The organism is Brenneria sp. L3-3C-1 (assembly GCF_016456245.1).
In the GTDB taxonomy this organism is placed as follows: Bacteria; Pseudomonadota; Gammaproteobacteria; order Enterobacterales; family Enterobacteriaceae; genus Brenneria.
In genome coordinates, this window is sequence record NZ_JAEMHF010000001.1 from 1,380,853 (window position 1) to 1,404,373 (window position 23,521).

Consider the following 23,521-nt stretch of genomic DNA (forward strand, 5'->3'; position numbering starts at 1 on the left):
GTGCTGTTTCCGTAAAGATAGTGCTAAGAACCTCTTGAATTATATCCCTCACTCGGCGTAGATTTAGCGCCGATCCCGTCATAACAGGTGTGAACCCTGGTAATGACAACGGGAAAGTGTTTCCCTGCCGTCACATGACGCACGGCGTAACATTTTCCTTTCCATAATAAAACGCACAATCGGGATCGTTGCTGGCGTAGTGTCTGCTGGAGAATATATCGGTGAAGTATTTTTTTATGGGGATCTCATTCTGTCTGGTTGTCTGGGTAAGCACGTTTATACTGATGGTGGAATAATTCATCACTCTCTGACGGCGAACGTTAAGTGGTACAGGGGCAGGATGTAAAGCGTACAAAAAAACGGAAACCAATAAACGGAAGTCACGCGACAAATTATGCGTCGATCGTCCAGATGCAAAGAAACGGGCTGCAAAGCATGTCTTTCGGCCCGTTTTTTATGCGTGTCACGCCGGTTTCTTGATTATCAACGCCCTCGCATCAGCGCAGCAATAACATCACTACGCCCCCCAGCGCCAGCCACGGCCCAAACGCCAACGGCCGATCGCTATTTTCCCGTCGCAACCTGCGCCACAGTACCGTCACGACTAACCCGCTCAGCGCGGCAATCAACACCAGATTAGGCAGCGCCCGCCATCCCAGCCAGCCCCCCAATGCCGCCAGCAGTTTAAAATCACCGTATCCCAACGCGTCTTTTCCGCGCAGAAGCTTAAATCCCCAGAACAGCAGCCAAAGGGAGAGATAACCGGCCGCCGCCCCGATAACGGCGTCTTCCAGCGGCGCAAAGGTTTCGGACAGGTTAAACAGCAGCCCCAGCCACAACAGCGGGAGCGTCAGGCAATCCGGCAACCACTGCGTGTTGATATCAATGGCGGCCAGCACCAGCAAAAAAGAACATAAAATCAACGTTCCCCATAACATCGCCCCAGGCGGCCACAACGCGCCCGCCGCAAGAAAGGCCAACATGGTAAGCAGTTCAATCAACGGATATTGTCTGGAAACCGGCTGCCGGCAGCAACGTGATCGCCCACGCAGCCATAGCCAACTGACAAGCGGGATATTGTCTGTTAGCGCCAGCGACTGCCGGCAATGAGGGCAGCGAGAAGGCGGCCACCACAGGTCAAAACGCGGCGCCTCGTCAGAGGGCGGCATAGCCAGATGCATCCGCGCTTCATTCTTCCAGCGGCGTTCCAACATGATCGGCAGGCGAAAAATAACCACATTCAGAAAGCTGCCCACCATAAGCCCGACTAACGCCAGCGCACCGAGCCACCAAAAAGGAAACCCTTGCGCAAATATGATCACCCCTTCCATGTTTAACCCCGGCGATAAATAAAAAGCGGAATACGTGAATGCTGACATAATCGACATCCCGCGCCAACCGCGGCACGCCCTCTTATTGAGCGGCTGCGAGCCGCCACGCAATTATTTCGGCAACGGCTTCCGAATGTGCCATGCACAATACCGTGTCAGTGGCGTACTGGACTGCATTAGCTTTCATCAGCGCGCTCCAGCACCAGCTTGGACACCTCGACGCTGCCGGGAGAGTGCGCCACGGCAGACACCTCCAGCGCCGACGGCCGTATCCCATGTTGCTGTTCCAGTTCCGCCAACCAACCAATCAGTGAATTGAAGTCGCTGCGCCCCAGCGTCACCGCAACCTGATCTCCCCGCGGCTGTAACCGGACAATCGCCAGACCGTAGCCGCTGGCGCGCTGCGACACCAGCATCGGCAGGCTGACGTCGCGCTCTCCGGCAGGAAGCTGCCGCGCCTGTGCTACCGCGGGGGCGTGTTGCAGCATCCAATCAATCGTCTGCCGCTCTCGCGTAATAGTGCGCAGCCACTGGTTTTCACGCTGAACCCAAGGTTGCCAGAACAGGGAATACGCCGGATAGAGCACCAGCAGACTCGCGCAGATCGACAGCAGGAGACGTTCACGCAGGCTCATCGCCTGCCAGCGTTGCCGCAGTGAATTCATGGCTTGCCCCTCAACGTCAAACGCCCTTCGACATATTGATTTTCCTGTCTCATATCACCGCTCTGCACCTGATAATAGACCGCGGACTGCTGCTGAAACTGCTCCAGCGCCTGATAGGACGTCGCCCTTATCGTCAACCGCAACGCCGCCCCATCGTAAGATAAGGACTGGATTTGAACGCCGCCGTTCTGCGTCAACAGCCGTTGCAGCGGGGTCAACTGCTCCAGCAGACCGGGCGTCCCCTTTGTCGCCACCGCCTGTTGCAGATGCTGCTGCATTTGCGCCCGGGGATTCACCACCCGCGTCTCTGTCGGAAAAATCTGCTGATAAACGCGTACGCTTTCCTGACGCCACCGCTCCGCCTGTTGATAGAGCTGATAGTGCGTCCATCCTGCCTGTCCCATCAGCAGCAGCAAATAACACAGCGCGGCGACGGCGACGCCACGCCAGGGCCGCAAGGCAAGACGCCACGACGTCGCCGGGGCAAACTCGCCTTGTTGCAAGTCTGCCGGCGCGCGCGGCAACGGCGTTTTCGCCGCTAGTTGGAACAGATCCGTCTCCGGCCGCCGCCGCCACTCGCCTGCGGGCGCTGTTGCGCTATAGCTGTCCCCCTGCGGCGCAGGTGAAAAAGCGCCTAACAGCGCGTCGCTCCAGGATGACTCCACGGCCATCGCCAGACCATTCTCCCGCCGGAACAACCATAGATCCCGATGGTTTAAGGCGCTCCATCCATCCTGAGCCCGGGGCAACACCCACGCATCCGGCAACAGCGTATCCGCGACAATCCCCAACGCCCGGCACTGCCGTTGCCAGTGCCGCATTGTGCTTTTTTCCACCACGGCAATCGTTCCCTCATCGCCTTGTTTCTCAAGCACGGCAAAATGCAGTTGTTCTACCTCGGTAGCGAATTGATCCTCCAGGATGAAAGGCAGCGCCTGCGCCAGTTGACGACGCGCCAGCCGAGGCAACGTTACCCGATGCAGCGTAACCTCGGTTGTGGGCGCCAGCACCCGGGTGATGCCCGCCGGGGAGAAACCGGCCAGCGCATGACGCGCCTGTTCGATATCGCCGCTCCCCTGCGCCAGCACGGCGTCTTCCGTCTGCGAGCGCACCTGCCATTCAATCTCCCCCCGATCGTCTGCGGGGAGACGGACGATCAGACAAGGCCCGCCGCCATCCCGGGCCGGCCGCCGCACGCCGGGCGGCGTTGCCGCGCGCAGGTTTGCAATCCACCGCCGCCATGCCGGTTTTTTAAACCCCAAATGTGCTAACACGCCGTATTTCCAACGGCGATGCTTCCCGTCGCGCCTATCCGCCTTATTCATCGATCCACCGTTCTGTAGCCGCCATACTGCCGCCGCACCACCAGCGCATTATGGCCGCTGAGGTGAAACAGGCTACGCTGATAAAAATCACTGTCGCCTACGCGCACAGACAACTGCGCAAAAAACCATTCGCTTTTCACCGCCAGCACCGTCAACGCGGTATTGTTGCCGCCGGGCAACTGGCCGGTTTGTTGCAGCGCCGCCAGACTGTCCCAGCCGTCAGTCGGCCTTTGCTGTAATAAGGCTTTCGCCTGCGAGCTTGTCATTTGGTTGAGAAAAAGCGCCGCCAGCAACGGCGCCTGCGACTCACGGAGCGTATTGACGTTGATTCTCATCGCCTCCGACGACAGTACGCAAACATAGGGCTGCAAGCGACGATACAGCCCGCTGTCCATGCCATACACCGCCCGTAACTCGCTGATTTCACTCATGGCCTTATTGGCCGGCCGATAAGGAGCGGGCAGCGAGGCATACGCCTTGTCTTCCGCCCCGTTGGCCAATGGCGAACCGTCGCTATCGATCCAGTCCCGCACGGCGGCGGTGATCTGCGCGGCCCGGGCCGGCTCTTCGCCCAGATTTTCTAATAACAGTAGAAAAACGCGTGCCGGATAAGGCGCCTTCGCCCCGCCAACGTCATTGCCGATATTCTGGTTGATGGCATTCAGATTGAAACAGGCTTGCCCGTCCTGTATCGCGGTATGGATCTCCCCGCCGTCTACCGCAAACTGACGATCCTGCTGCGCCCAATTCTGGGCCAGATGAGTATGTTCAGGCTCCGCCAGTTCGTCGCGCAGCAAAATCTGCCCCGCCATGGCTTCCGCCCCCAGCGCATACCATTTGGCCTGTTGACGGCTAAGCTGATTGCCGGTACGCAGCAGCGCCTTGCCGCTGCGCTCGGCAATCGCCGCCGCCACCGTGACCATCAGCGCCAGTATCAACAGCACCACCAACAGCGCAACGCCGCGCTGTCGGGATTTCATTTAACCGCCCCGCCGGTAATAAAAAACAGCCGCGACACCTCGCCATAATCCCGCAGGGTGAGAACCACTTCAAGGCCCTGCGGCAACGTGTCGCGGCTATCCCAGCGGTCATGCCAGGTTTTATCGGCGTAAAAACGCAGGCGAAATCCCTCGACCTGCGTCAGCACCGGCCTGACGGCGGGCTCCTGTCCTTCAATGGGATCGGCGTACTGATAGGACAGGCGTTCAAGGATGTTATCGCGTAACCGATAGGCCACCGGCTGAAGCTCCGATCGCGGCAGCAGGCCGAGCGGATTAAGCCAGCCGCTGCGCATAAAGCTGATACCCCAGTCATCGCTCTTTGACCGATCGCGATCGGCATACAGCAACGACGTACTGCCGCGGCTACCGCGGGCAATCATCTGCGAAAAATCGCCGTCCATCTGGGTGAACGCACGCTGTAGTTCACCCAGCCGCTGTTCTTTGCGCTGCGAGATTTCATCGTTGCGCACCACCCCATTCAGCACCTGAAAAGCGCTGAGGCTGAGGGCGGCGAAAATAGCCAGCGCCAACAGCATTTCCAGCAGCGTGAACCCCTGCTGCCGGCGCGCCGGCGCGCATCGCCTGACGCCCATTACGGCTTCACCACATAGCTGCGCAGCATCCCAAGCGGCGCCTGCTCATCTTTTCGCCGCCGGACTTCCACATCCAGCGCCCGCAACTGCGTATCGCCGGTTTCTATCCCCTGCCAGCGCCAATACCAGCGTTCACCGGCAAATAGCGTTTCACCGTTAACCCAGTGGGTTTCCGGCCAGCGCTGTTCCAGCCGCAGTTGCACCTGTTGGTTCTCCGCGATCCAGCCGGCAAAGGTTTTTTCCTCCAGCCGGCCGAGGCTGCGGGCCTGCTGCGCCGTGGTTTGCAGCACCGCCAATCCGGCCAGCGCAAAAACGGTTAGCGCCACCAATACCTCCAGCAGCGTCATGCCCTGCTGTCTCATGGTTTTTCTCCCTGAAGCAAAGACGTCCGCACCACGCCGCTGGCGTCAACCTCCAACCAACTTGACGCTGCGCGGCCCCCAGTGACAAACAGCAGCCTGAACGGGGTAATTTCCCCACCGGGGAGGATCAGAATACTTGGCTCCCCCGTGTCCTGAGCCGGCGTTTGCGCGGCGTGCTTTCCGCCGGCCGGCAACAGCTCAAGACGCACGGTGTCCGGCAGAACGCCCGCCGGCATCACCCGATAAGGCTGCCACGGACGCCAGCCGAATCCCTGCCAGCGCCCGGCGTCGCCAACCGACGCCGATTCAGTCTGCCGTTGCAGTTGGAGAAATTGCCAACCATCGGGCAGGATACGCACCCCCAGCACGGTTTCATTCATCTGGCTGGTTTCCGCCGCAAAATCCAACTGAGCCTGAAAGCGAGCCAACTGCCAGTCGCCGTCGCTCTTACGGTCGGCGGGAAACGCCATCGCCACCAGGCTGGCGGCGATACCGGCCAGCAATACAACCAGCATCATTTCCAGCAGAGTAAACCCCCGCTGACGCCCCGACGCCGGGTGCCTCATTGTCCGTTCATCGCGCGCCGCGCTGTTGTTATTTAGCGCCGACATTCCAGTTGCCGATGTCATCGTCCGTGTCCGGCATGCCATCCGGCCCGAATGAGAAAATATCCAGCTTGCCGTGCTGGCCGGGGTTCAGTAACTGATAGTCCGCGCCCCACGGGTCCTGAGGTAAACGGCGGATATAGCCATCGTCGGGATAGCTGCGCGGCTCCGGCGATACGCTGGGTTTTTTCACCAGCGCATTCAGGCCCTGCTCCGTGGTCGGATAGCGGTTATTGTCCAACTTGTACATATCCAGCGCGCTTTCCAGCGCCACAATATCGCTGACGGCTTTTTGTCGATCCGCTTTCTCTTTATTGCCCATCAGATTGGGCACCACCAGACTCGCCAGCACGCCGAGAATGACGATCACCACCATGATTTCCAACAAAGTAAAACCTCGCTGACGTTGTTGCATCCTGACTTTTCCTCGCTCAATTATTGGGTTTTCTATACGCTCATTAAGGTATTCAGTTGCAGAATGGGCTGTAATATCGCCAGCACAATGAACAGGACAATCGCCGCCATGCCCACCACCAGCAGCGGCTCAAACAGCCCCAGCGCCAGCGTCATCTGCCCGCTGAATTCGCGCTCCTGATTGTCGGCGGCCCGCTCCAGCATGTCGCCCAGTTCACCGCTGCGTTCGCCGCTGGCGATCATGTGCCGCATCATGGCGGGAAACAGCGCCGTCTGTTCCAGCGCCTTGTGCAGACTGACGCCCTCACGCACCGCATCCGCCGCCTGCGCCAGCCGCTGACGGGCATAGTCGTTGCTCATCACATCGCCGCTGATGCGCATTGCCTGCAACAGCGGCACCGCGCTGGCGTTCAGGATGCTCAACGTGCGGGCGTAACGGGCGGTGTTCAGCCCGCGGGCAATACGCCCCACCAGCGGCAGATAAAGCAGCCGCCGATGAAAGCCGATGCGCCGTTCCTCCTTACGCAGCAGCGCCCGCAGGGCGACGATGCCGATAGCCAGCGCCAGCAGCGCCCACGGCCCGCCGCTGCGCACCGCGTCGCTGATCCCCATCAGTAGCCGGGTGGAGAGCGGCAGTGTCTGTTTCATATGGATAAATTGCTCGACGACCTTCGGCACCACCGCCGACAGCAAAATGCCGACCACCGCCACGGCGACCACCGTCAGCACGCAGGGATAAATCATCGCCTGTTGGATGCGGCTGCGCAGTTGCTGACGCTGCTCGGTGTAATCCGCCAGTCGGTTCAGCACGATATCCAGATGCCCGGATGTTTCACCGGCGGCCACCATTGCGCAGTACAGCCGTTCAAAACTGCCGGGAAAACATTTCATGGCATCCGCCAGCGAATAGCCTTCCATGACTTTGCCGCGAATTGCCGCCATCAGGTGGCTTAAATGCGGCTTTTCACTCTGCTTCGCCACCGCGTCCAGCGCCTCTTCCAGCGGCAGCGCCGCCGCCACCAGCGTCGCCAGTTGCCGGGTCAATAACGCCAGATCGGCGGTGCCGATGCGCTGCCTGCGTCTGAGGGAAAATGCCGGCGAACCGGACGGGGAGCGGTCGCCCAGACGCTCATTAACCGCCAGCGGCATCAGGCCGCGCTCCCGCAGCAGTTGACGGGCCTGCCTGGCGGAATCCGCCTCCTGACTGCCCCGACATTTCTTCCCCTGGGCATCCAGCGCCCGGTAGTGATACAGCGCCATATCATTCCTCTTTGGTTACGCGGATCACCTCTTCCCAGGTGGTCAGTCCGGCCAGCACTTTTTCCCGGCCATCCTGCCGGATGGAGGTTCTGTCCGCGCCCAGCATCCGCGCAATCGCCACCTCGCCTTCGCCGCGGTGAATGGCCGTTCTTACCCGGTCATCGATCGGCAGCAATTCATGAATGCCGATACGGCCCCGATAACCGGTGAAATTGCAGCGCGTACAGCCGACGGGCTGGTAGAGACGGATGTCGCTCGACACCCTCATTTGCCGCGCCTGTTCGGCGGCGATCGGTTGCTGTCGACGGCAGTCGGGACACAGCGTACGCACCAGGCGCTGCGCCAGTACCGCCAGCAGCGACGTTGACAGCAGAAAAGGCTCCACGCCCATATCCTGCAAACGGGAAAGCGCCCCCAGCGCGCTGTTGGTATGCAGCGTCGACAGCACCAGATGACCGGTCAGCGAGGCCTGAACCGCAATCTGCGCGGTCTCTCTGTCGCGAATCTCCCCCACCAGCACCACATCCGGATCCTGACGCAGAATGGCGCGTAGCCCGCGGGCAAAGGTCATGTCGACTTTGGCGTTGACCTGCGTTTGCCCGATGCCTTCCAGTTCATATTCGATGGGATCCTCCACCGTCATGATGTTGCGTTCCGAGGCATTCAACCGGCTGAGCGCCGCGTAAAGCGTGGTGCTTTTCCCTGAACCGGTCGGCCCGGTCACCAGAATAATGCCGTTAGGCCGGTGAATCAGCGTCTCCAGCCGCTGCTGATGCGTCGGCGACATGCCCAGCGCGGCCAGATCGAGCTGTACGCTATTTTTATCCAGCAGACGCAACACCACGCGTTCGCCATAGCTGGACGGCAAGGTGGAGACGCGTACATCGATAGCCCTCCCGCCGATGCGCAACGCCATGCGGCCATCCTGCGGGATACGTTTTTCCGCAATATCCAGTTTCGCCATCACCTTGATGCGCGACACCAGCAGCGACGCCAGTTTGCGTTGCGGACGCAAAATTTCCCGCAACACCCCATCGACGCGAAAGCGGATCTGCAAGTAACGCTCATAGGTTTCGATATGGATATCGGACGCTTTGTCTTTGATGGCTTCGGTCAGCATGGCGTTGATAAGACGGATGATGGGCGCGTCGTCGTCGGTATCCAGCAGATCGTCGCTGTCCGGCAGCTCTTCCGCCAACGTATAAAAATCCATTTCATTACCGATATCCTCCATCAGGCGCCTGGCCTCTTCAGAGTCACGCTGATAGCTCACCACCAGCCGCCGTTCAAACTCCTCCGCGCTCACCCGAACAATGCTCAGCGGACAGCCCGCCACCCGTCTGGCTTCCAGCAGCGCGCAAGCCGACGTCTCCGCCACGCAGACAGCCTGACGGCTCTCATGCTCCGCGCCTTGCAGCAACAGGATTTTCTGCGCCCGCGCATAGGCGAAAGGCAAGATTGGACGCCCATCCGTCATGTCGGGCGCAACCTCGCTCACCGCTGCCCCGCGGGATAAAACGTCAGGATCGCCGAATTCACCTGACGAAAAGTGTAATCATTGCCGCCCGCCGGCAAACGCAGTATCTCGTCGGTCAGCGTGCCTTCACCGTGGGTGACATCGCGCTGCCGCTCCTGCTCCTGACTGAACGCCCGGTATTTCTCCGAAGAGGCACTCTGATACTGACTGCGATCGCGAATAATCGAGGGACGGATAAACAACATCAGATTGCGCTTTGCCACATGACGGCTATTGGAGCGAAACAGATGCCCCAGCAACGGGATATCGCCGAGCAGCGGCACTTTGTCCGCGGTTTCGCGGGTGCTCTTATCCAGTAATCCGCCGACAACCACGGTTTCGCCGCTGCTGACCAACACCGCGTTATTTACCGTGCGGGTGTTAAAGGTAACGCCCAGATCCGAACTGCTGTTGGAGGCCGAATCCGCCACGCTGGAAACCTCCTGTTCGATTTCCAGCAAGACCGATTCCCCTTCGTTAATCTGCGGTTTAACCTTCAGCTTGATGCCCACGGTTTTACGCTCGACGGTATTGAAAACATTATCGCCCGACGTAGTCTGCGAGCCGGACAAAACCGGAACCTCCTGACCGACGTTGAATGTCGCTTCCATATTGTCCAGCGTGACGATACTGGGCGTCGCCAGAATATCGTTTTTAGTGTTGCTGGACAGCGCGGTCAGCAGCATCGCCCAGTTTCCCTGATAAAATCCGGCGGTGATACCGTTAAAACTGTTAAGCGCGCTCGCCACTGTGCTGTTGATCGTGCCGTCCTGCCGGTATCGATCGGCGCCCGCCACCATCACGGACGTGGGTAGGCCGGTATTGGTAAACTGGGTCATTCCGGCGTGCTTGTTGCCCCACTGAATGCCCAGATTCAGTCCGTCAGCATCCTGAACCTCGGCAATAACCGCTTCCACCAGCACCTGGGGGCGCCGAATATCCAGTTGGGTAATCACCTGCTCCAGATCGCGCATCACATCCGGCGCGGCATTGACGATCAGCGCGTTGGTCTGCGCATGCGCCTTGATGGAAATATCCTTACTCAACGCCGGCAGCGCATTCTGCTGTTCGCTCTTGATGCTGTCGCCGACGCCGGTGAGCACCTCTACCAGGTCGGTGGCTTTGGCATACTTGAGGTAAATAACTTTGGTATTTCCCTGTACCGCCTGTTGTCGGTCAAGCTGCCTGATCATATCGATCACCTGCTGTCGCGAATTCGACTCACCGCGCACCAACACCGAGTTGGTGCGCTCATCCGCCACCACGTTTGCCGACATCACGCCCGCCATGGCCGACTTCTCATCCGTCTTATTCAACTCCGTCACCATCTTCACCACTTCCGGCGCGGATGCGTAAGCAAGGGGGATCGTCGTCACATGGCGATCGCCGGTCTGGTCGACACGTTCGACGATAGACATCAGGCGCTTTATCACCGCGGCGCGTCCGGTCATCAACAGCACGTTGGACGGCTCGTAATGCACGACGCTCCCGGCCCCGGCGTTATCATTCAACTGACTCAGCAACGGCGCCAGATCGCGGGCGGCAACGTTATTGACCGGCACAACGCGCGTAACCACCTCATCCCCGATACCCGGTCGATCGTCGCTGGCCAGCGGCATAGAGGTATTTTTCGCCTCCTTCGAACGGATGATTTTTAATACGTTGTTGTCCGTCGGCACCACGGTAAAACCATAGACATCCAGTACGCTGAGGAAGAACTGGTAATATTGCTCCTCATTCATCGTGTCATAGCTGCGCACCGTGATAGTGCCGCTTACCGAGGGATCGATAATCACGGTTTTATTCAGATTCTTGCTGACGGTATTAATAAATTCCTGAATATCCGTCCCTTTAAAACTGGCGGAGAATTCAGCGCCCCATCCCAATGAGGATGCCATCAGCAGCATGCTGAACCCCAGCCGCCGCCAGCCTTTCCGTCGTCCTTTGCTAACCACTTAATTCTCCCCGTCCATTTGCAGAAAAATATCCTGTCGTTCTCCGTTACGTTCGACAGTCAAACTAAAGGCGCTCAGTTCAGGCAGTTGAATCATCGCCTGCCGAGCCTGCTCCGCATCGCGTAAATCCAGGTTGTTCAATATCACCGCGAGATCGTTATCCTGCAAGCCCGCGCGGTAAAACGGCCCGCTGTCTCTGCCCGGATTGAGCCGATAACCCGCCAGCATGCCGTTGGCCGTCACCGGTGAAGCGGTAAGGTAATCCGTCGCCAATAAAGGCGGTTTATTTTCCGATGGGTCATCAGACGTTGCCCGGACGGGCTGTGTCTCATCCGTCGCCACATCCTGATATAAACTCAGCGCTTCATAGCGCCCCTGATTCTCAATCACAATGCGATCGGCCAGAATCGTCACAATGCTGGCCTCAGTGCCGGGAATGCTATCGCCTACGCCGAGACTGTACTGCTGGCTGTCTTTGGCGATAATGGCGATGGACTGCGTGACATCGTCACTGAGCAGAATACCGGTCAGGCTGAGCGTTAATGAGGTCAGGGGAATATCCGCCGCCGAAAGCGGTATCGCGGCGGCGTGGGTTTCAGGGGGACGGCCAAACAGTGTAAAACCGCTGGAGATAACCGGTTTTTCTTCGGCCTGAACGGCCGTTATGGTTATGCCGGGGGCAGGCATGTCCTCGGTCTGCCGTATGCGCCAGACCAATACAGCCAGTTGCTGGCAGATCAACAGCAGGAATAAACCAAACAGAGCGCGCCGGATAAGCGCGGGCGATAAAATTTGACAGGCCAAAGCCCCTATTCGTGCACGTGGCATAGTTAATCGTCCGTAATCACCTCAAGCCTGAGACCGAGATGAATGCCTAATTCCATTTTCCATTGCGGTTTTACGGGGGTGATTTCATCAACGACTCGACATCAGCGCCCTACCACTGTTTATTAGCAAATCTTTAATCTTATGATTTAAATCATGCCTAAAAAATCAGGATGCCGAAATACCATTTAATGCGGTATGTTTAAAATTAATAGCAACACAATGAAAATTAATGGATATTAACAATATTACTTGACGTTGATTTATAACAAGACCTATCGCCAGGCGCACTGATAAAAATCAATCATTAGTTATAATTATGTATTGTGACAATAAAAGGCGCCAGCGCACGGTTAAATGTTGAGCACTGGGTTTCTTTTGACGTACTGTCTTTCAATAACCCCTGATACAAACTTTCGCTGCGCTGCGACAACAGTTGGTCGTTTGGCGCCTCCCACCCTTTTTGTTGAGCAACGGTCAATACCGCGCTATTGATGATGGAATCATCCGGTAAATCACTGCGATTGCATTGGTATTTCAGGTATTTAGTCGCCGCCGCCAGCGATGATAACTGATTCAGCCGATCGTTGACCGACGCCGTGCTTTCGTTACCCGTCCCGGTTCCCTGCCGGGCAGCGTTTCCGGCGTGCTGACACCCGGACAGAATGACACAAAGTAGCGTAAAAACAGATAATTTGAATAGCGATAACGACATAGCACAATTCATCCTGGTTGAAATTAATGGTGTGCATTCTAACAAATGAGAAGTCTCTGTCACTTAACGATATCGGCGAGATGCCGGAAGAAGAGAAATGTGATGCACAACGATACCCCGGTCGGCGGAGCAGACCGGGGAAAGAATTCAGACTGCGGAGGACTTGCTTACAGAAGATTTCGATGCCGGCAAAATACCATCCGCGCGGAACATCGCCTTGATACCGCGAACGGCCTGCCGGATACGATCCTGATTTTCAATCAGCGCGAAACGCACGTGGGTATCGCCATAGTCGCCAAACCCGATTCCCGGCGACACACACACTTTCGCGTCAGACAGCAAACGTTTGGCGAACTCCAGCGAACCTAAGTGCGCATAGGCTGGCGGAATTTTCGCCCAGACATACATGGAGGCTTTCGGCTCATCCACCATCCAACCGGCTTCATGCAAACCGCGAACCAGGACATTACGCCGTTGGCGATACTGCTCGGCAATATCCAGCACGCACTGCCGATCGCCTTCCAGCGCCGCAATCGCCGCCACCTGCAACGGGGTAAATGTCCCATAGTCATGGTAGCTTTTGATACGCGCCAGCGCGTTGACCAGTTCTGGATTCCCCACCATAAAACCGATGCGCCAACCCGCCATATTATAGCTTTTCGACAGGGTGAAAAACTCAACGGCAATCTCTTTGGCGCCGGGCACCTGCATAATCGACGGCGCTTTCCAGCCGTCATAGACGATATCGGCATAGGCCAGGTCGTGAACCACCAGCACGCCGTACTGTTTAGCCAGCGCCACCACCCGCTCAAAGAAATCCAGCTCGACGCACTGCGCGGTCGGATTGGACGGGAAACCCAGAATCATCATTTTCGGCTTCGGAATACTTTCGCGGATCGCCCGCTCCAGCTCGTTGAAAAAATCCACGCCTTCCACCAGCGGCACCGAACGCACCTGCGCTCCGGCAATGACCGCGCCATAAATATGAATCGGGTAGCTTGGATTCGGCACCAGTACGGTATCGCCGTGATCCAGCGTCGCCAGCATCAGATGCGCCAACCCCTCTTTAGAACCGATGGTGACGATTGCTTCGCTTTCAGGATCGATATCCACCTGATAACGATCGGCATACCAGCGAGAAATGGCCCGGCGCAGACGCGGGATCCCTTTGGAGGTCGAATAGCCGTGCGTATCCTCACGTTGCGCCACCGTACATAATTTCTCTACGATATGCGGAGGCGTCGGGCCATCAGGATTACCCATACTAAAATCGATAATGTCTTCGCCGCGACGACGGGCGGCCATTTTCAATTCAGAGGTAATATTGAATACATAAGGGGGAAGACGATCGATGCGCGTAAAACGACGCGGAGAAGTAGAATCAGCCATAACATCCTCAAAGTAACGTGAGCGCCCGGACCGTCCGAGCGACGCCTGGCCCGACTGACGAGCCTGTCGTTTAAGCTATCTCAGATTAAGTACTCTGTCGATATGGCATAGCATAAAATTTTTACTGTCCGTGGGTATCGCTCTGTCTTCATTACCCCGGGCCAGAAGAGACGGACAACCACGTCAATCCCAATAACATGCATTTATTATGACGCACCGATCAATGTCATTAATTATTTTAAAAAAACATGGCGATAGTATTAGAAAGATTGATATTAAAAACACATAATCACCAAGGTTTAATTAACAAATTAAAAACAAAAAATAACGATGCATTATTTTGGGGCCCCGCAATAAGTCAACTCACCAAAAAGGCGCATCGACGGCAAAAATAGAAAACAAACAAAACATTTAAAATCAAAAAGATAAAACAATTTTCCCGACATCTTTATTTTATTTATTTATAAAAAACCGCAACATTGAAAAATAAACGCCAATAACAATATTTAATATTACAAAAAAAGCAAAAACTTGAATTTAATTTCAACGAAAATGCAAAAAATCAGAATTTATCACTTAGTAATAGTTGTTATTGACAATTATATAGCTATGGCTATTATCAATTAGCAAGACCGTGTTTCCGCCCAATAAAGTTTTTATCCAAACGCTTTATTAATCACTTACGCTCTGGTACTTACGAGGATGAATAATGGATATCAGAAAACCTTATTTATTATTCCTTGGCGATGCCCACGATCAGTTAGCGGCAAAAGTTGCTATCGGGATTAAGCAGTGGCATCCGGAATATTGTGTTGGCCAATACCGCATGGAGGGGTGTCACGCCGACTGTAATTTACCCGATATGGACATCAGCGCCGCCCGTGCGGCCGGTGCGCAAACGTTGGTTATCGGTGTCGCCAACCGTGGCGGGATCATTTCAGAACAATGGATCGCCGTGTTGCGCCAGGCGCTGGAAAGCGGCATGGATCTGGCCGCCGGTCTGCATAACCGTCTGGCTGATGTACCGGAACTGCGCGAACTGGCGGCAAAACTTGGTCGTACGCTGTTTGACGTTCGCCACCCGTCGCAAACCTTCCCGGTGGCCAACGGACGCAAACGCGCGGGTAAACGCATACTGCCGGTCGGCACTGATTGTTCCTGCGGAAAAATGTACACGGCGCTGGCGATCGAAAAAGAAATCTTATCCCGCGGCGGCAAGGCGACGTTTCGGGCCACCGGTCAAACCGGGATCCTGATTAGCGGATCCGGCGTAAGTATCGATGCCGTAGTATCTGATTTTATTGCCGGCGCGGTCGAAACCATTGCTCCGGAAAATGACGAAAATCACTGGGATGTGATTGAAGGCCAGGGGTCATTGTTCCACCCTTCTTTCGCCGGCGTGACCACCGGTATTATTCATGGGGCACAACCCGATGCGCTGGTGCTCTGTCACGAGCCTACCCGTAAAACCATGCGTGGCGTCGACTACCCTATCCCCGAACTCGCCGACTGTATGGCCCTGAATTTATCGGTCGCCCAGCTAACCAATCCTAAAGCCCGTTTCGTCGGGATCTCCATCAATAGCGCATCGCTCAGTGAAGAAGACGCTTTGCGGTTGATGGCTGAGATTGAGAAAAAATTCGGTCTGCCCGTTGTGGATCCTTTCCGTCAGGGTGTCGGACGCATCGTTGACCAATTGGCAGACTTATGACCGAGTTAGAACTGTTCCATGAAAGCTGGCCGCTACAGGATACCTTTACTATTTCACGCGGTAGTAAAAGCCAGGCGGATGTGGTGGTGGTGGCGCTCCACGCCGGCAACGTAACCGGCTATGGCGAATGTGTTCCTTATGCCCGTTATGGCGAATCCATCGAGAGCGTAATGGCGCAGATCGCCGCACTGCGCGACGATATCCGCCAGGGGCTGGATCGCCAGCAGCTGCAAACCCGGTTGCCGGCGGGCGCGGCGCGGAATGCAATCGACTGCGCCTTTTGGGATTTGGAATGCAAGCAGCAAAACCAACGCATCTGGCAGCGCCTGAATTTGCCGGCTCCAGGCATATTGGAAACGGCGTATACCTTATCATTGGACACGCCGGAGCGGATGCGGCAGGCGGCGCAGCAAAACGCCAGCCGTCCGCTGCTCAAGCTGAAACTGGCCGACAAAGACGATCTGGCCCGGGTCGCCGCGGTACGCAACGGCGCACCGTCGGCGCGCTTAATCGTGGACGCCAATGAAGGCTGGGATGCCGAACTTTATCTGAAACTGGTGCCGGAACTGGCTGCTTTGGGCGTCACGATGATCGAACAGCCGCTTCCCGCCGGGAAAGACCGCATACTGGCTGAACTACCGCATCCGATCCCCCTTTGCGCCGATGAATCCTGTCATGACAGCCATTCACTGACGGCGATCGCCGGGTGTTATGACATGATAAACATCAAGCTGGACAAAACCGGGGGGCTGACCGAGGCGCTGCGACTGCGCGACTGCGCGCTGGACCAGGGTATGCAGATTATGGTTGGCTGTATGGTAAGCACCTCATTGTCAATGGCCCCGGCCTTTATGCTGGCTCAGGGAGCACAGGTTGTCGATCTGGACGGCCCTCTGTTATTACAGCGTGACCGAACTAACGGGCTGCGTTATGACGGTAGTGAAATACACCCATCAGAAGCGGCACTGTGGGGATAAAATGCGTTAAGCTGCATTGAACGACTATTAAGGAGTGTTGTGATGCAACGTCTTGTTTATGTTGATGGGCAATATATACCGGAAAGCGAGGCCAAAGTTTCGATATTCGACCGCGGTTTTCTCTTTGCCGACGCCGTGTATGAAGTGACGGCGGTTGTGAATGGTAAACTGGCCGAGTTTGATGGTCATATGACGCGGCTACAGCGTTCCTGCCGTGAGCTGTCGCTTACGTTGCCCGTTACCCCCGCCGAGTTGAAAGATATTCATCATGCCCTGATCGAAAAAAACGGCATGAATGAAGGCGCAATCTATTTACAATTAAGCCGCGGCAACGCCGGCGATCGTGACTTTCATTTCCCTTCCGCCGAGGTGAAACCCACGCTGGTGCTGTTTACCCAAGCCCGACCTATCATTAATAATCCGAAAGCCGAAACAGGTCTTGCTGTTGTGACCAGCCCCGATATACGCTGGCATCGCCGGGATATTAAAACGGTCAGCCTGCTTGCGGCCTGTTTGGCGAAAGAGTATGCCCATGCCCAACACGCCGATGACGCCTTTATGGTGGAAAACGGATTTATTACTGAAGGCAGCTCCTGCAACTGCTACATCGTCCTGCACGATAACACCGTGGTGACACGCCCGCTTAGTAACGACATTCTGCACGGCATCACCCGGCAGTCGCTGTTAAAGCTGGCTTCAGGCGATCATATCAAACTGGAAGAACGGCTCTTCACCCCGGAAGAAGCCTATCACGCCAGTGAAATCTTTATCAGTTCGGCGACGACCTTCGTGTTACCGGTAGTGACGCTTGACGGCAAAACCGTTGGCGACGGCAAACCCGGTCCGATAACCCGCCGCCTGAGAGAAATTTATATTGAGATGGTGAAGCAGCAGGTGAAGTAATAGCTTAGCCGCCCGCAGTTATTTTCGTTGATATGACGAGTTACCCGGCATCGCGCCGGGTAACGCCGTCTCTGAGTTTGAGAACCACATCCCGCTTCCGAAATAAATCAGGCTTAGGGTTTCTCATCAACCATAATGCTATCCGACACCTCACCAGACGAGTTTTCCAACACCATTCTTTGAGGCACCGCCAAAGGAATGCTGGCTGCGCGCAACCGCTTGATAATCTCAAACAACAGATCGCTTTTCGCTCCAGAGACCAAACGCGGGCTGCTGACATATCCCGTCACGCTCAACACCATCCCCGTCGGAGTCAGTTGACTGAATGAAACAGACGGCGCGGGCGAATCCAGAATTACCTCATGTTCGTTGTAAGCGTCCAGCAGGATGGTTCTGACCTCTTCAGGATCGATATCCAGCGGAAAAGTCAGCGCCATCGTCGCCACGCCAAGCGCGTTTCCCATGGTAATGTTGCGCACATTTTGTGAAATAAATTGCGAGTTAGGGACGATAACCGTCGAACGGTCACCCAGTTGGATCTCTGTCGCCCGGACATTAATTCGCCGGATATCCCCTTCCACACCGCTGATATTCACCAGATCGCCCACCTTGACCGGGCGTTCGGTCAGCAGAATCAAACCTGAAATAAAGTTTTTGACGATTTCCTGTAGGCCAAAACCGATGCCCACCGACAGCGCACTGACAATCCACGCCAGCTTATTCCACTGAATACCTAGGGTTGCCAGCGTCAGCAGGATAATCAGGATGTAACCGATATTACTGAACAAGGTCACCAGCGATGCGCGAATACCGCGATCCAGCGTCGTTTTGGGCAGAAAATCTTGCTCCAGCCAGCGCTTCGAGGAGCGCAGAACATAGATGCCGATTGCCAGTAACAGCAGCGCGTTCACCAAATGGGCAGGCACGATGCTTAACGTTTCCAGCCCCTTGCCGCCCCACAGCTCTACGGCTTTTTGGATCAGCGCCAGCGGCGTTGTGGTGCCAAAAGTTCCGCTCAGTAAGGCGACTGCCGCCATCAAAATCAAAAAGACCTTTCCGCAGGCGGAAAGCAGCGCCGCGGCCTGCGCTAAATGACGGTCATCAAGATTGAGCGAATTTTTAATGCGCCGCCCGCTGGTATTATTGGGGGAGAATACGCTTTCGCAGATATCGGTAATAAACGTCGAGAACAGGTAAAGACACGAGAAAACCATACCGATCCACACCAGCTCATAGGTCAGAAACCGGGCCAGCGAAATATAACCAATCACCAGCGAAACCAGCACGGAAAACGCCGTCACCAATATGCCCAGATGAATCAATCCCGCCAGCGTCGAACGCGCTTCCGGTTGCGTTCCCTCATGCACCATCTGACGGCGGACCTGATCGCTTTTCAAAGTGATCATACCTGCGGTGAGCGCCAGAAATAATGCGGACAAGCCATTCGCCATAATAGTGGCCGCCACGGATGTCCCCACGGTGGCCGTAATTTGTTCAATAACGCCAAACACCATCATCAGGACGGCGGCGATCGCCGGAAAAGGCTTCATCGCCTTGGCTACCGGATTGGCGATCGCCGGCAACCGCCAGGAGGGACGCTGATTCGAAAGAAATGCGCGGCCCAGCCCTGCGATCATCGAACAAAAGACGGCAAGTTGCGTCAGCGTATCCAGAAATGTTTCTATCCGCTCAGCCGACTCGCCATGGCGGGTAAAAGTGAAATCCAGCAAATTTGCGGCGACGCCGATGGTCAACACGGTAGAGATGACGCTGGCCGTTGCCAGAAAACTTCGCCTTAGCCGCCCTTCCGGCAACAGATGGATCCCGGCCCAGGCCAGATACTTCTCCATATAGCGACGCCCTGCGGTAACCAGCGCCGCCGCAACAAGCAGATAAAAGGCGGAACCATAACGCCAATCTGGCGCCCAGGAAGCCATTAGCGCATCGCTTAATTGCTGCTGAAATACGCCTAGCCGCCGTTGATCTTCCGCCTGAGGGGCGACCAGCGGAGACCAAAACCGCGCCCCAAAAATGCTGCCGGAATTTAATGCCAATTGGGTTTTCAACGCATTGCGCCGCAGCGTCACAATCTGCGCTGAAAGATTTGCCGCACTGGCGCGCAGCGCCTGGATTTGTTCAATCTGCGCATCCATCTTCGACTTCTGAGCGTTCAGGCTGTTGCGCTTGCGTGTGACTTCATTCGTTTCGTTGATGGTGGAACCCGGCTCAGGGGCCGGCCCTAAAACATCCAACTGCGCCTGTAGCTGAGCACGAAGCGGAGCGACGCTCGCCGACAGATCGTCGGCGCTGCCGACCAACTGCTGCGTGGTGTCGTTCAACGCGCCGAATTTGCTATCGCTGTTAGTGCCTGACACCTGCTGCTTAATGCTATCCAGCTGTTTTTGCAGCGCCACCAGTTCGGCATCAATATTTATTTTCACCGGCGCTTCAGACTGTGATGGCTGAGGATCCGGGTCAGCCGCCGCCGCATGCCCAACGGGCAACACCAATGTTGCCAACAGGAAAATACGCAATAATGCGGATAACAAAGTATGCATAACTCGAAAGCTTCCCAAGTTCGACAGAAATGGTGGATTTTAATACAGCCGCAATTTACCAGACAGATTAAATTGTCATTCATCAATATGCAGTGTATCAACAGCCGGCGCTGGCGGACATGCCCGCGTACAACATACAAAGAATTACTGAACAGGCCCAGCAGATAAAGATGAAATACGCATCCCCGCCCTCATTTAGCATGAATGAAACTCACAACAGTACAAAAATAGTGCAAGAGACGATGATATCCATCCCAGTTGTACAGGGATTCGCCGGATAGCGTAAATCAAACGCCAATCCGTTGACTCAACGAGGGGGGTGGGTATAATCCAGCCCACTGTTGTTACATCCGACAGCAATCCCTTTCCGCAATGCGCCCTTAGCTCAGCTGGATAGAGCAACGGCCTTCTAAGCCGTAGGTCACAGGTTCGAATCCTGTAGGGCGTACCATAATTTCGTCTTTTGACGTCTGTTAAAGTCTACAATCCCCTTTTAAATCAGCATTATCCTCTACAGCATGGGCTATCAAGGTCTAGTGTGGTGATCTTCATCTTGTAGATAATAAAATTTCCAAAGCAAAGCATTCTTGAAAATATAGTATTTTTGATGGTAAGATTAGATAATAGGGATAGTGGATGAAAGGGATATGACATGTTGACGTCGGAATACTTAAAATCCAAGATGGGGGCTGACAGAGTTATCGCCTCACAGCTAGAAAGTATAACTAAGAAATTAAAAGACAACACAATAAGCCTAACAACTGATCTATATAGTGGTATAGAAAGAACAAGTTGGTATTCATCATGCCTCTTCGAAAAATATAACGATGTATGTCAAGAATTGCAGTATGAAGACGTCAGAATGGTTGGTGCAATAAAAGAAGTATTTAAAAGAGATGATGTTATTCTTGATATGGTAAAAATTTACATCGAGTATTTAATGAAAGATTTTGATGAAAGTAAACAAAAAGCCATCGCCAAAGCAATTTTGGGTGTGACGTCTGAAATTGCGACAAATCGAGCTATAAAAGAATCAATATCTTATGTATTAGCTAAATTTATTAGCACCACTCTTAATTTTAAAACATCTTTACGAAAAACAATAAATCAAACTTCTTATTGGGTTATAACAGCAATAGCGTTTTATAGTAAAGTTCAGAAAGCTGCAATGTCAGCCCGCCATTTACGAGACACTAATCCAGCACTATATGGTTTATTTTATTCACAAAACTTAGAAATGTTATATTTCTTAATCGAACCAATCCTGCCGGTTTATTATTCGATGAGCTCAACAAGCGAAGAAGATGTAATTAAAATGATTAATGGGATTATTAAATAATGAACCTAAAGAAAACAATTAAATATGTGATAAAAAACTTCATAATCACTGAAGTTTTGGTATTTTTAACCATTGCTTTATGGTTTTTATATGTCTCATTCATTCCTGAACATTGGATGAAACTAATGCTTATATCAATAGTTATAATTGTGTTTATAAATATTAAATATGGTTCAAAAAAGTAAGACCGAATACAACATTCGGTCTTCATCAACATTAATAGGCGACATTCTGCCAAAGCATATAAGCGCTTGTTCTTGCAATGACATGCTCCCACTCAATAGAAGCAAATTTGAATGACACACTTTCCTGTGGCTGAACTTCGTTATGGGTCAGTGAGTTAGGATAAAAAAATCGAATATTGTTAATAATCGCATCTCTCAGCTTCATTTTGAAATAAAGTTCATTTCCACCAGACTGAGCCGTTCGGTAAAAAGAAAACACACACTCCAATTTTTCATTGTCATTGATTGCCTGAGCAAACAATGGAGTGGCTTTGTCAATTGGCTTACTGATCTCTACAGGAAGAAGAGCAACGTTCTCTGCCCGATTAATGTTATTTACCAGTTCATAAACGAAAATTTCATTTTCATGGGCGGATTGATACTTGTTGCCAATAGAATCCAGTGATGAACATCCTGCTGAAATCAGTCCCTGTTTTTTCCCGGTAACGCTAAGATAAATAAGATTGGACATTATGCCTCCATACAAAAATCCCTTACTACGACGCATAGCCGTAGTGCTTATCGCATGAACATAATACCTTCTCAGAAGGAATTTTTAAATACAATGGGCCTCTGTTTTTGTATGGATATGGCTGTCAGCACCGTGCTTTATCGTTTTTATGATGAGTGATTGATAGCAGATAAGCACTACATGTTTAATAAACAAAAAGGCACCCGTCACGGTGCCTTTCATTGATCCAGACTGAAGCAAATTTTTTACCGTCAAAGGGAAATGCCATTGCTAGAAAGCGGCATACTCTTTGCTCTCACTTCCTCTCTTCATGAAATTCGGTAGTCCATATATTCCAGACCATCGAGCCAAAAATTAATATATTTATTTTCTTTAAGGTTAGGCCCAGTTTCGCACAGGATAAAAACCGTCTTGGGTAATTTGTTGGCAAGCTTATTCAGAGTAGCCACTTTAAACTTGCCATAGGTTGCGTTTTCAGTGTCCGCCAAGGGAATGAAAAATGATGGCCGCGCCACAAGCTCTCCATGCTTGAGCGTATTAGCAAACCGAACTGAAAAACCTTTTTCTACCTTATTAATCCACGCTGTACCATAGTAAATTCGGTATTCATCATCGAATGTACTGATATCCTGTCCGGCGATCTCAATAAATAAATCATTTATCGGCAAAGTCCCAACTCCCGGTAATTGTACAATAATATTTTCCTTATTGAGGAACGTTGTCACCATTGAAGAGAGAGTCTTTGAATGCTGGATCTTGCGTTTGCCGTGCTCAGCAGAGTCATTCGGACGACGAATATTGGTGGCGCTCTCCGAGCCGGAGGCTGGCTCATCGCTTGCGGGACGCTTGCTACTGGCCGGGCGTAAGTCCAGTCGGATAGCGCCCTCAACATATTCATCGCTAGCGGAATAGAGATCACCTTCTTCAGTAATGCGTTTATTTTCCGGGGTAGTTTCTTTTTTAATCAGACAATCATCTTTATGGGCGCCGACGACTTTATAGTACGGATCACGTTTTCTTTTTTCTTTCTTCTTATCCAGATTTGCACAGGTTACCGGGGCATCACAGTGCTCATCCGGGCAGGTGAAGGCAAATTTGGATGATATTACCCCTTTTGCAAAATAATGGTCCGCTTCTTCTGCCGTGATGTTTCTGTTCAGCTCTTCAGAATAGGCTTTTTCCAGCTTCATATATGAATCCTTTATTGATGAGCAATACGTATCGCTCTTGTTCCACCCGCGCTAACCTCTTTGTCTTCAATTTCGCTCAAGCCACCCCATCTGGCAACCCCTCAATGTCAATCTTCTTCCCTGAGGCAGGAATAAAGGCCGTTGGTTATTGTCTGATAGCTATCGAGCGGTTAGGATCTGAATAATTTTAC

At 53.7% G+C, this 23,521-nt stretch carries 22 protein-coding genes and 1 tRNA gene; 6 read left to right on the forward strand and 17 right to left on the reverse strand.

Annotated features, from left to right (window positions below):
• Positions 1–236 precede the first annotated feature (236 nt).
• A complete protein-coding gene (ypdK, locus tag JG725_RS20865) occupies positions 237–296 on the forward strand; it encodes a membrane protein YpdK (protein WP_199377238.1) in 60 nt (19 codons plus the stop codon).
• 201 nt (positions 297–497) lie between these two features.
• Here ypdK and JG725_RS06180 read toward each other — a convergent pair whose 3' ends face one another.
• The 14 genes from JG725_RS06180 to alaC form a co-directional block, all read right to left on the reverse strand.
• Entirely contained in the window at positions 498–1,331 is an 834-nt protein-coding gene (locus JG725_RS06180) for an A24 family peptidase (protein ID WP_199377240.1), read from the reverse strand.
• Positions 1,332–1,507: 176 nt separating this feature from the next.
• On the reverse strand, positions 1,508–1,996 hold the full coding sequence (gene gspM, locus JG725_RS06185) for a type II secretion system protein GspM (RefSeq protein ID WP_199377119.1): 489 nt from the start codon (positions 1,994–1,996) through the stop codon (positions 1,508–1,510).
• Positions 1,993–3,321, reverse strand: a complete 1,329-nt coding sequence (gene gspL / locus JG725_RS06190; RefSeq protein WP_199377121.1) for a type II secretion system protein GspL — start codon at positions 3,319–3,321, stop codon at positions 1,993–1,995. The genes gspM and gspL overlap by 4 nt, the downstream gene beginning before the upstream one ends.
• Entirely contained in the window at positions 3,318–4,301 is a 984-nt protein-coding gene (gene gspK / locus JG725_RS06195; RefSeq protein ID WP_172291464.1) for a type II secretion system minor pseudopilin GspK, read from the reverse strand. The genes gspL and gspK overlap by 4 nt, the downstream gene beginning before the upstream one ends.
• A complete protein-coding gene (gene gspJ / locus JG725_RS06200; RefSeq protein WP_199377123.1) occupies positions 4,298–4,915 on the reverse strand; it encodes a type II secretion system minor pseudopilin GspJ in 618 nt (205 codons plus the stop codon). The genes gspK and gspJ overlap by 4 nt, the downstream gene beginning before the upstream one ends.
• Positions 4,915–5,277, reverse strand: a complete 363-nt coding sequence (gene gspI / locus JG725_RS06205) for a type II secretion system minor pseudopilin GspI (protein ID WP_233356306.1) — start codon at positions 5,275–5,277, stop codon at positions 4,915–4,917. Before gspI ends, gspJ begins: the two co-directional genes overlap by 1 nt.
• Positions 5,274–5,843 (reverse strand): type II secretion system minor pseudopilin GspH, encoded by a 570-nt coding sequence (gspH, locus tag JG725_RS06210; RefSeq protein ID WP_199377243.1) that lies wholly within the window; start codon positions 5,841–5,843, stop codon positions 5,274–5,276. Before gspH ends, gspI begins: the two co-directional genes overlap by 4 nt.
• Before the next feature lie 28 nt (positions 5,844–5,871).
• A complete protein-coding gene (gene gspG / locus JG725_RS06215) occupies positions 5,872–6,297 on the reverse strand; it encodes a type II secretion system major pseudopilin GspG (protein ID WP_172291466.1) in 426 nt (141 codons plus the stop codon).
• A gap of 32 nt (positions 6,298–6,329) precedes the next feature.
• A complete protein-coding gene (gspF, locus tag JG725_RS06220) occupies positions 6,330–7,556 on the reverse strand; it encodes a type II secretion system inner membrane protein GspF (protein ID WP_172291467.1) in 1,227 nt (408 codons plus the stop codon).
• Position 7,557: 1 nt separating this feature from the next.
• Positions 7,558–9,033 (reverse strand): type II secretion system ATPase GspE, encoded by a 1,476-nt coding sequence (gene gspE / locus JG725_RS06225; RefSeq protein WP_172291519.1) that lies wholly within the window; start codon positions 9,031–9,033, stop codon positions 7,558–7,560.
• Between the two features lie 17 nt (positions 9,034–9,050).
• Positions 9,051–10,979, reverse strand: a complete 1,929-nt coding sequence (gspD, locus tag JG725_RS06230) for a type II secretion system secretin GspD (RefSeq protein WP_199377245.1) — start codon at positions 10,977–10,979, stop codon at positions 9,051–9,053.
• A 48-nt stretch (positions 10,980–11,027) separates the two neighbouring features.
• A complete protein-coding gene (gene gspC, locus JG725_RS06235; protein WP_199377125.1) occupies positions 11,028–11,855 on the reverse strand; it encodes a type II secretion system protein GspC in 828 nt (275 codons plus the stop codon).
• A gap of 304 nt (positions 11,856–12,159) precedes the next feature.
• Positions 12,160–12,567 carry a type II secretion system pilot lipoprotein GspS gene (gene gspS / locus JG725_RS06240; protein ID WP_199377127.1) on the reverse strand — a complete coding sequence of 136 codons (408 nt, stop codon included), beginning with the start codon at positions 12,565–12,567 and terminating at the stop codon, positions 12,160–12,162.
• Positions 12,568–12,714: 147 nt separating this feature from the next.
• Positions 12,715–13,956, reverse strand: coding sequence for an alanine transaminase (alaC, locus tag JG725_RS06245; protein ID WP_172291470.1), 1,242 nt, complete (start codon positions 13,954–13,956; stop codon positions 12,715–12,717).
• Positions 13,957–14,665: 709 nt separating this feature from the next.
• Between alaC and dgcN the strand changes: the two genes are divergently transcribed.
• Genes dgcN through JG725_RS06260 form a run of 3 tightly spaced genes read left to right on the forward strand, consistent with a single transcriptional unit; the run spans position 14,666 to position 17,547 of the window.
• Complete coding sequence (dgcN, locus tag JG725_RS06250; protein WP_172291471.1) at positions 14,666–15,667, forward strand: N-acetyltransferase DgcN; 1,002 nt, start codon at positions 14,666–14,668, stop codon at positions 15,665–15,667.
• On the forward strand, positions 15,664–16,644 hold the full coding sequence (gene dgcA / locus JG725_RS06255) for an N-acetyl-D-Glu racemase DgcA (RefSeq protein WP_199377129.1): 981 nt from the start codon (positions 15,664–15,666) through the stop codon (positions 16,642–16,644). The genes dgcN and dgcA overlap by 4 nt, the downstream gene beginning before the upstream one ends.
• Before the next feature lie 42 nt (positions 16,645–16,686).
• On the forward strand, positions 16,687–17,547 hold the full coding sequence (locus JG725_RS06260) for a D-amino-acid transaminase (protein WP_172291473.1): 861 nt from the start codon (positions 16,687–16,689) through the stop codon (positions 17,545–17,547).
• Between the two features lie 113 nt (positions 17,548–17,660).
• Here JG725_RS06260 and JG725_RS06265 read toward each other — a convergent pair whose 3' ends face one another.
• Positions 17,661–20,105 carry a DUF3772 domain-containing protein gene (locus tag JG725_RS06265; RefSeq protein ID WP_199377131.1) on the reverse strand — a complete coding sequence of 815 codons (2,445 nt, stop codon included), beginning with the start codon at positions 20,103–20,105 and terminating at the stop codon, positions 17,661–17,663.
• Positions 20,106–20,479: 374 nt separating this feature from the next.
• On the opposite strand from JG725_RS06265, the gene JG725_RS06270 reads away from it, so the two are divergent.
• A tRNA-Arg gene (locus tag JG725_RS06270) sits at positions 20,480–20,556 on the forward strand.
• 201 nt (positions 20,557–20,757) lie between these two features.
• Positions 20,758–21,444, forward strand: a complete 687-nt coding sequence (locus JG725_RS06275; RefSeq protein WP_199377133.1) for a hypothetical protein — start codon at positions 20,758–20,760, stop codon at positions 21,442–21,444.
• 216 nt (positions 21,445–21,660) lie between these two features.
• Here JG725_RS06275 and JG725_RS06280 read toward each other — a convergent pair whose 3' ends face one another.
• Together JG725_RS06280 and JG725_RS06285 are read right to left on the reverse strand one after the other, a co-directional pair.
• Complete coding sequence (locus tag JG725_RS06280) at positions 21,661–22,140, reverse strand: Hcp family type VI secretion system effector (protein WP_199377135.1); 480 nt, start codon at positions 22,138–22,140, stop codon at positions 21,661–21,663.
• A gap of 308 nt (positions 22,141–22,448) precedes the next feature.
• A complete protein-coding gene (locus JG725_RS06285; RefSeq protein WP_199377137.1) occupies positions 22,449–23,330 on the reverse strand; it encodes a hypothetical protein in 882 nt (293 codons plus the stop codon).
• Positions 23,331–23,521: the final 191 nt, after the last annotated feature.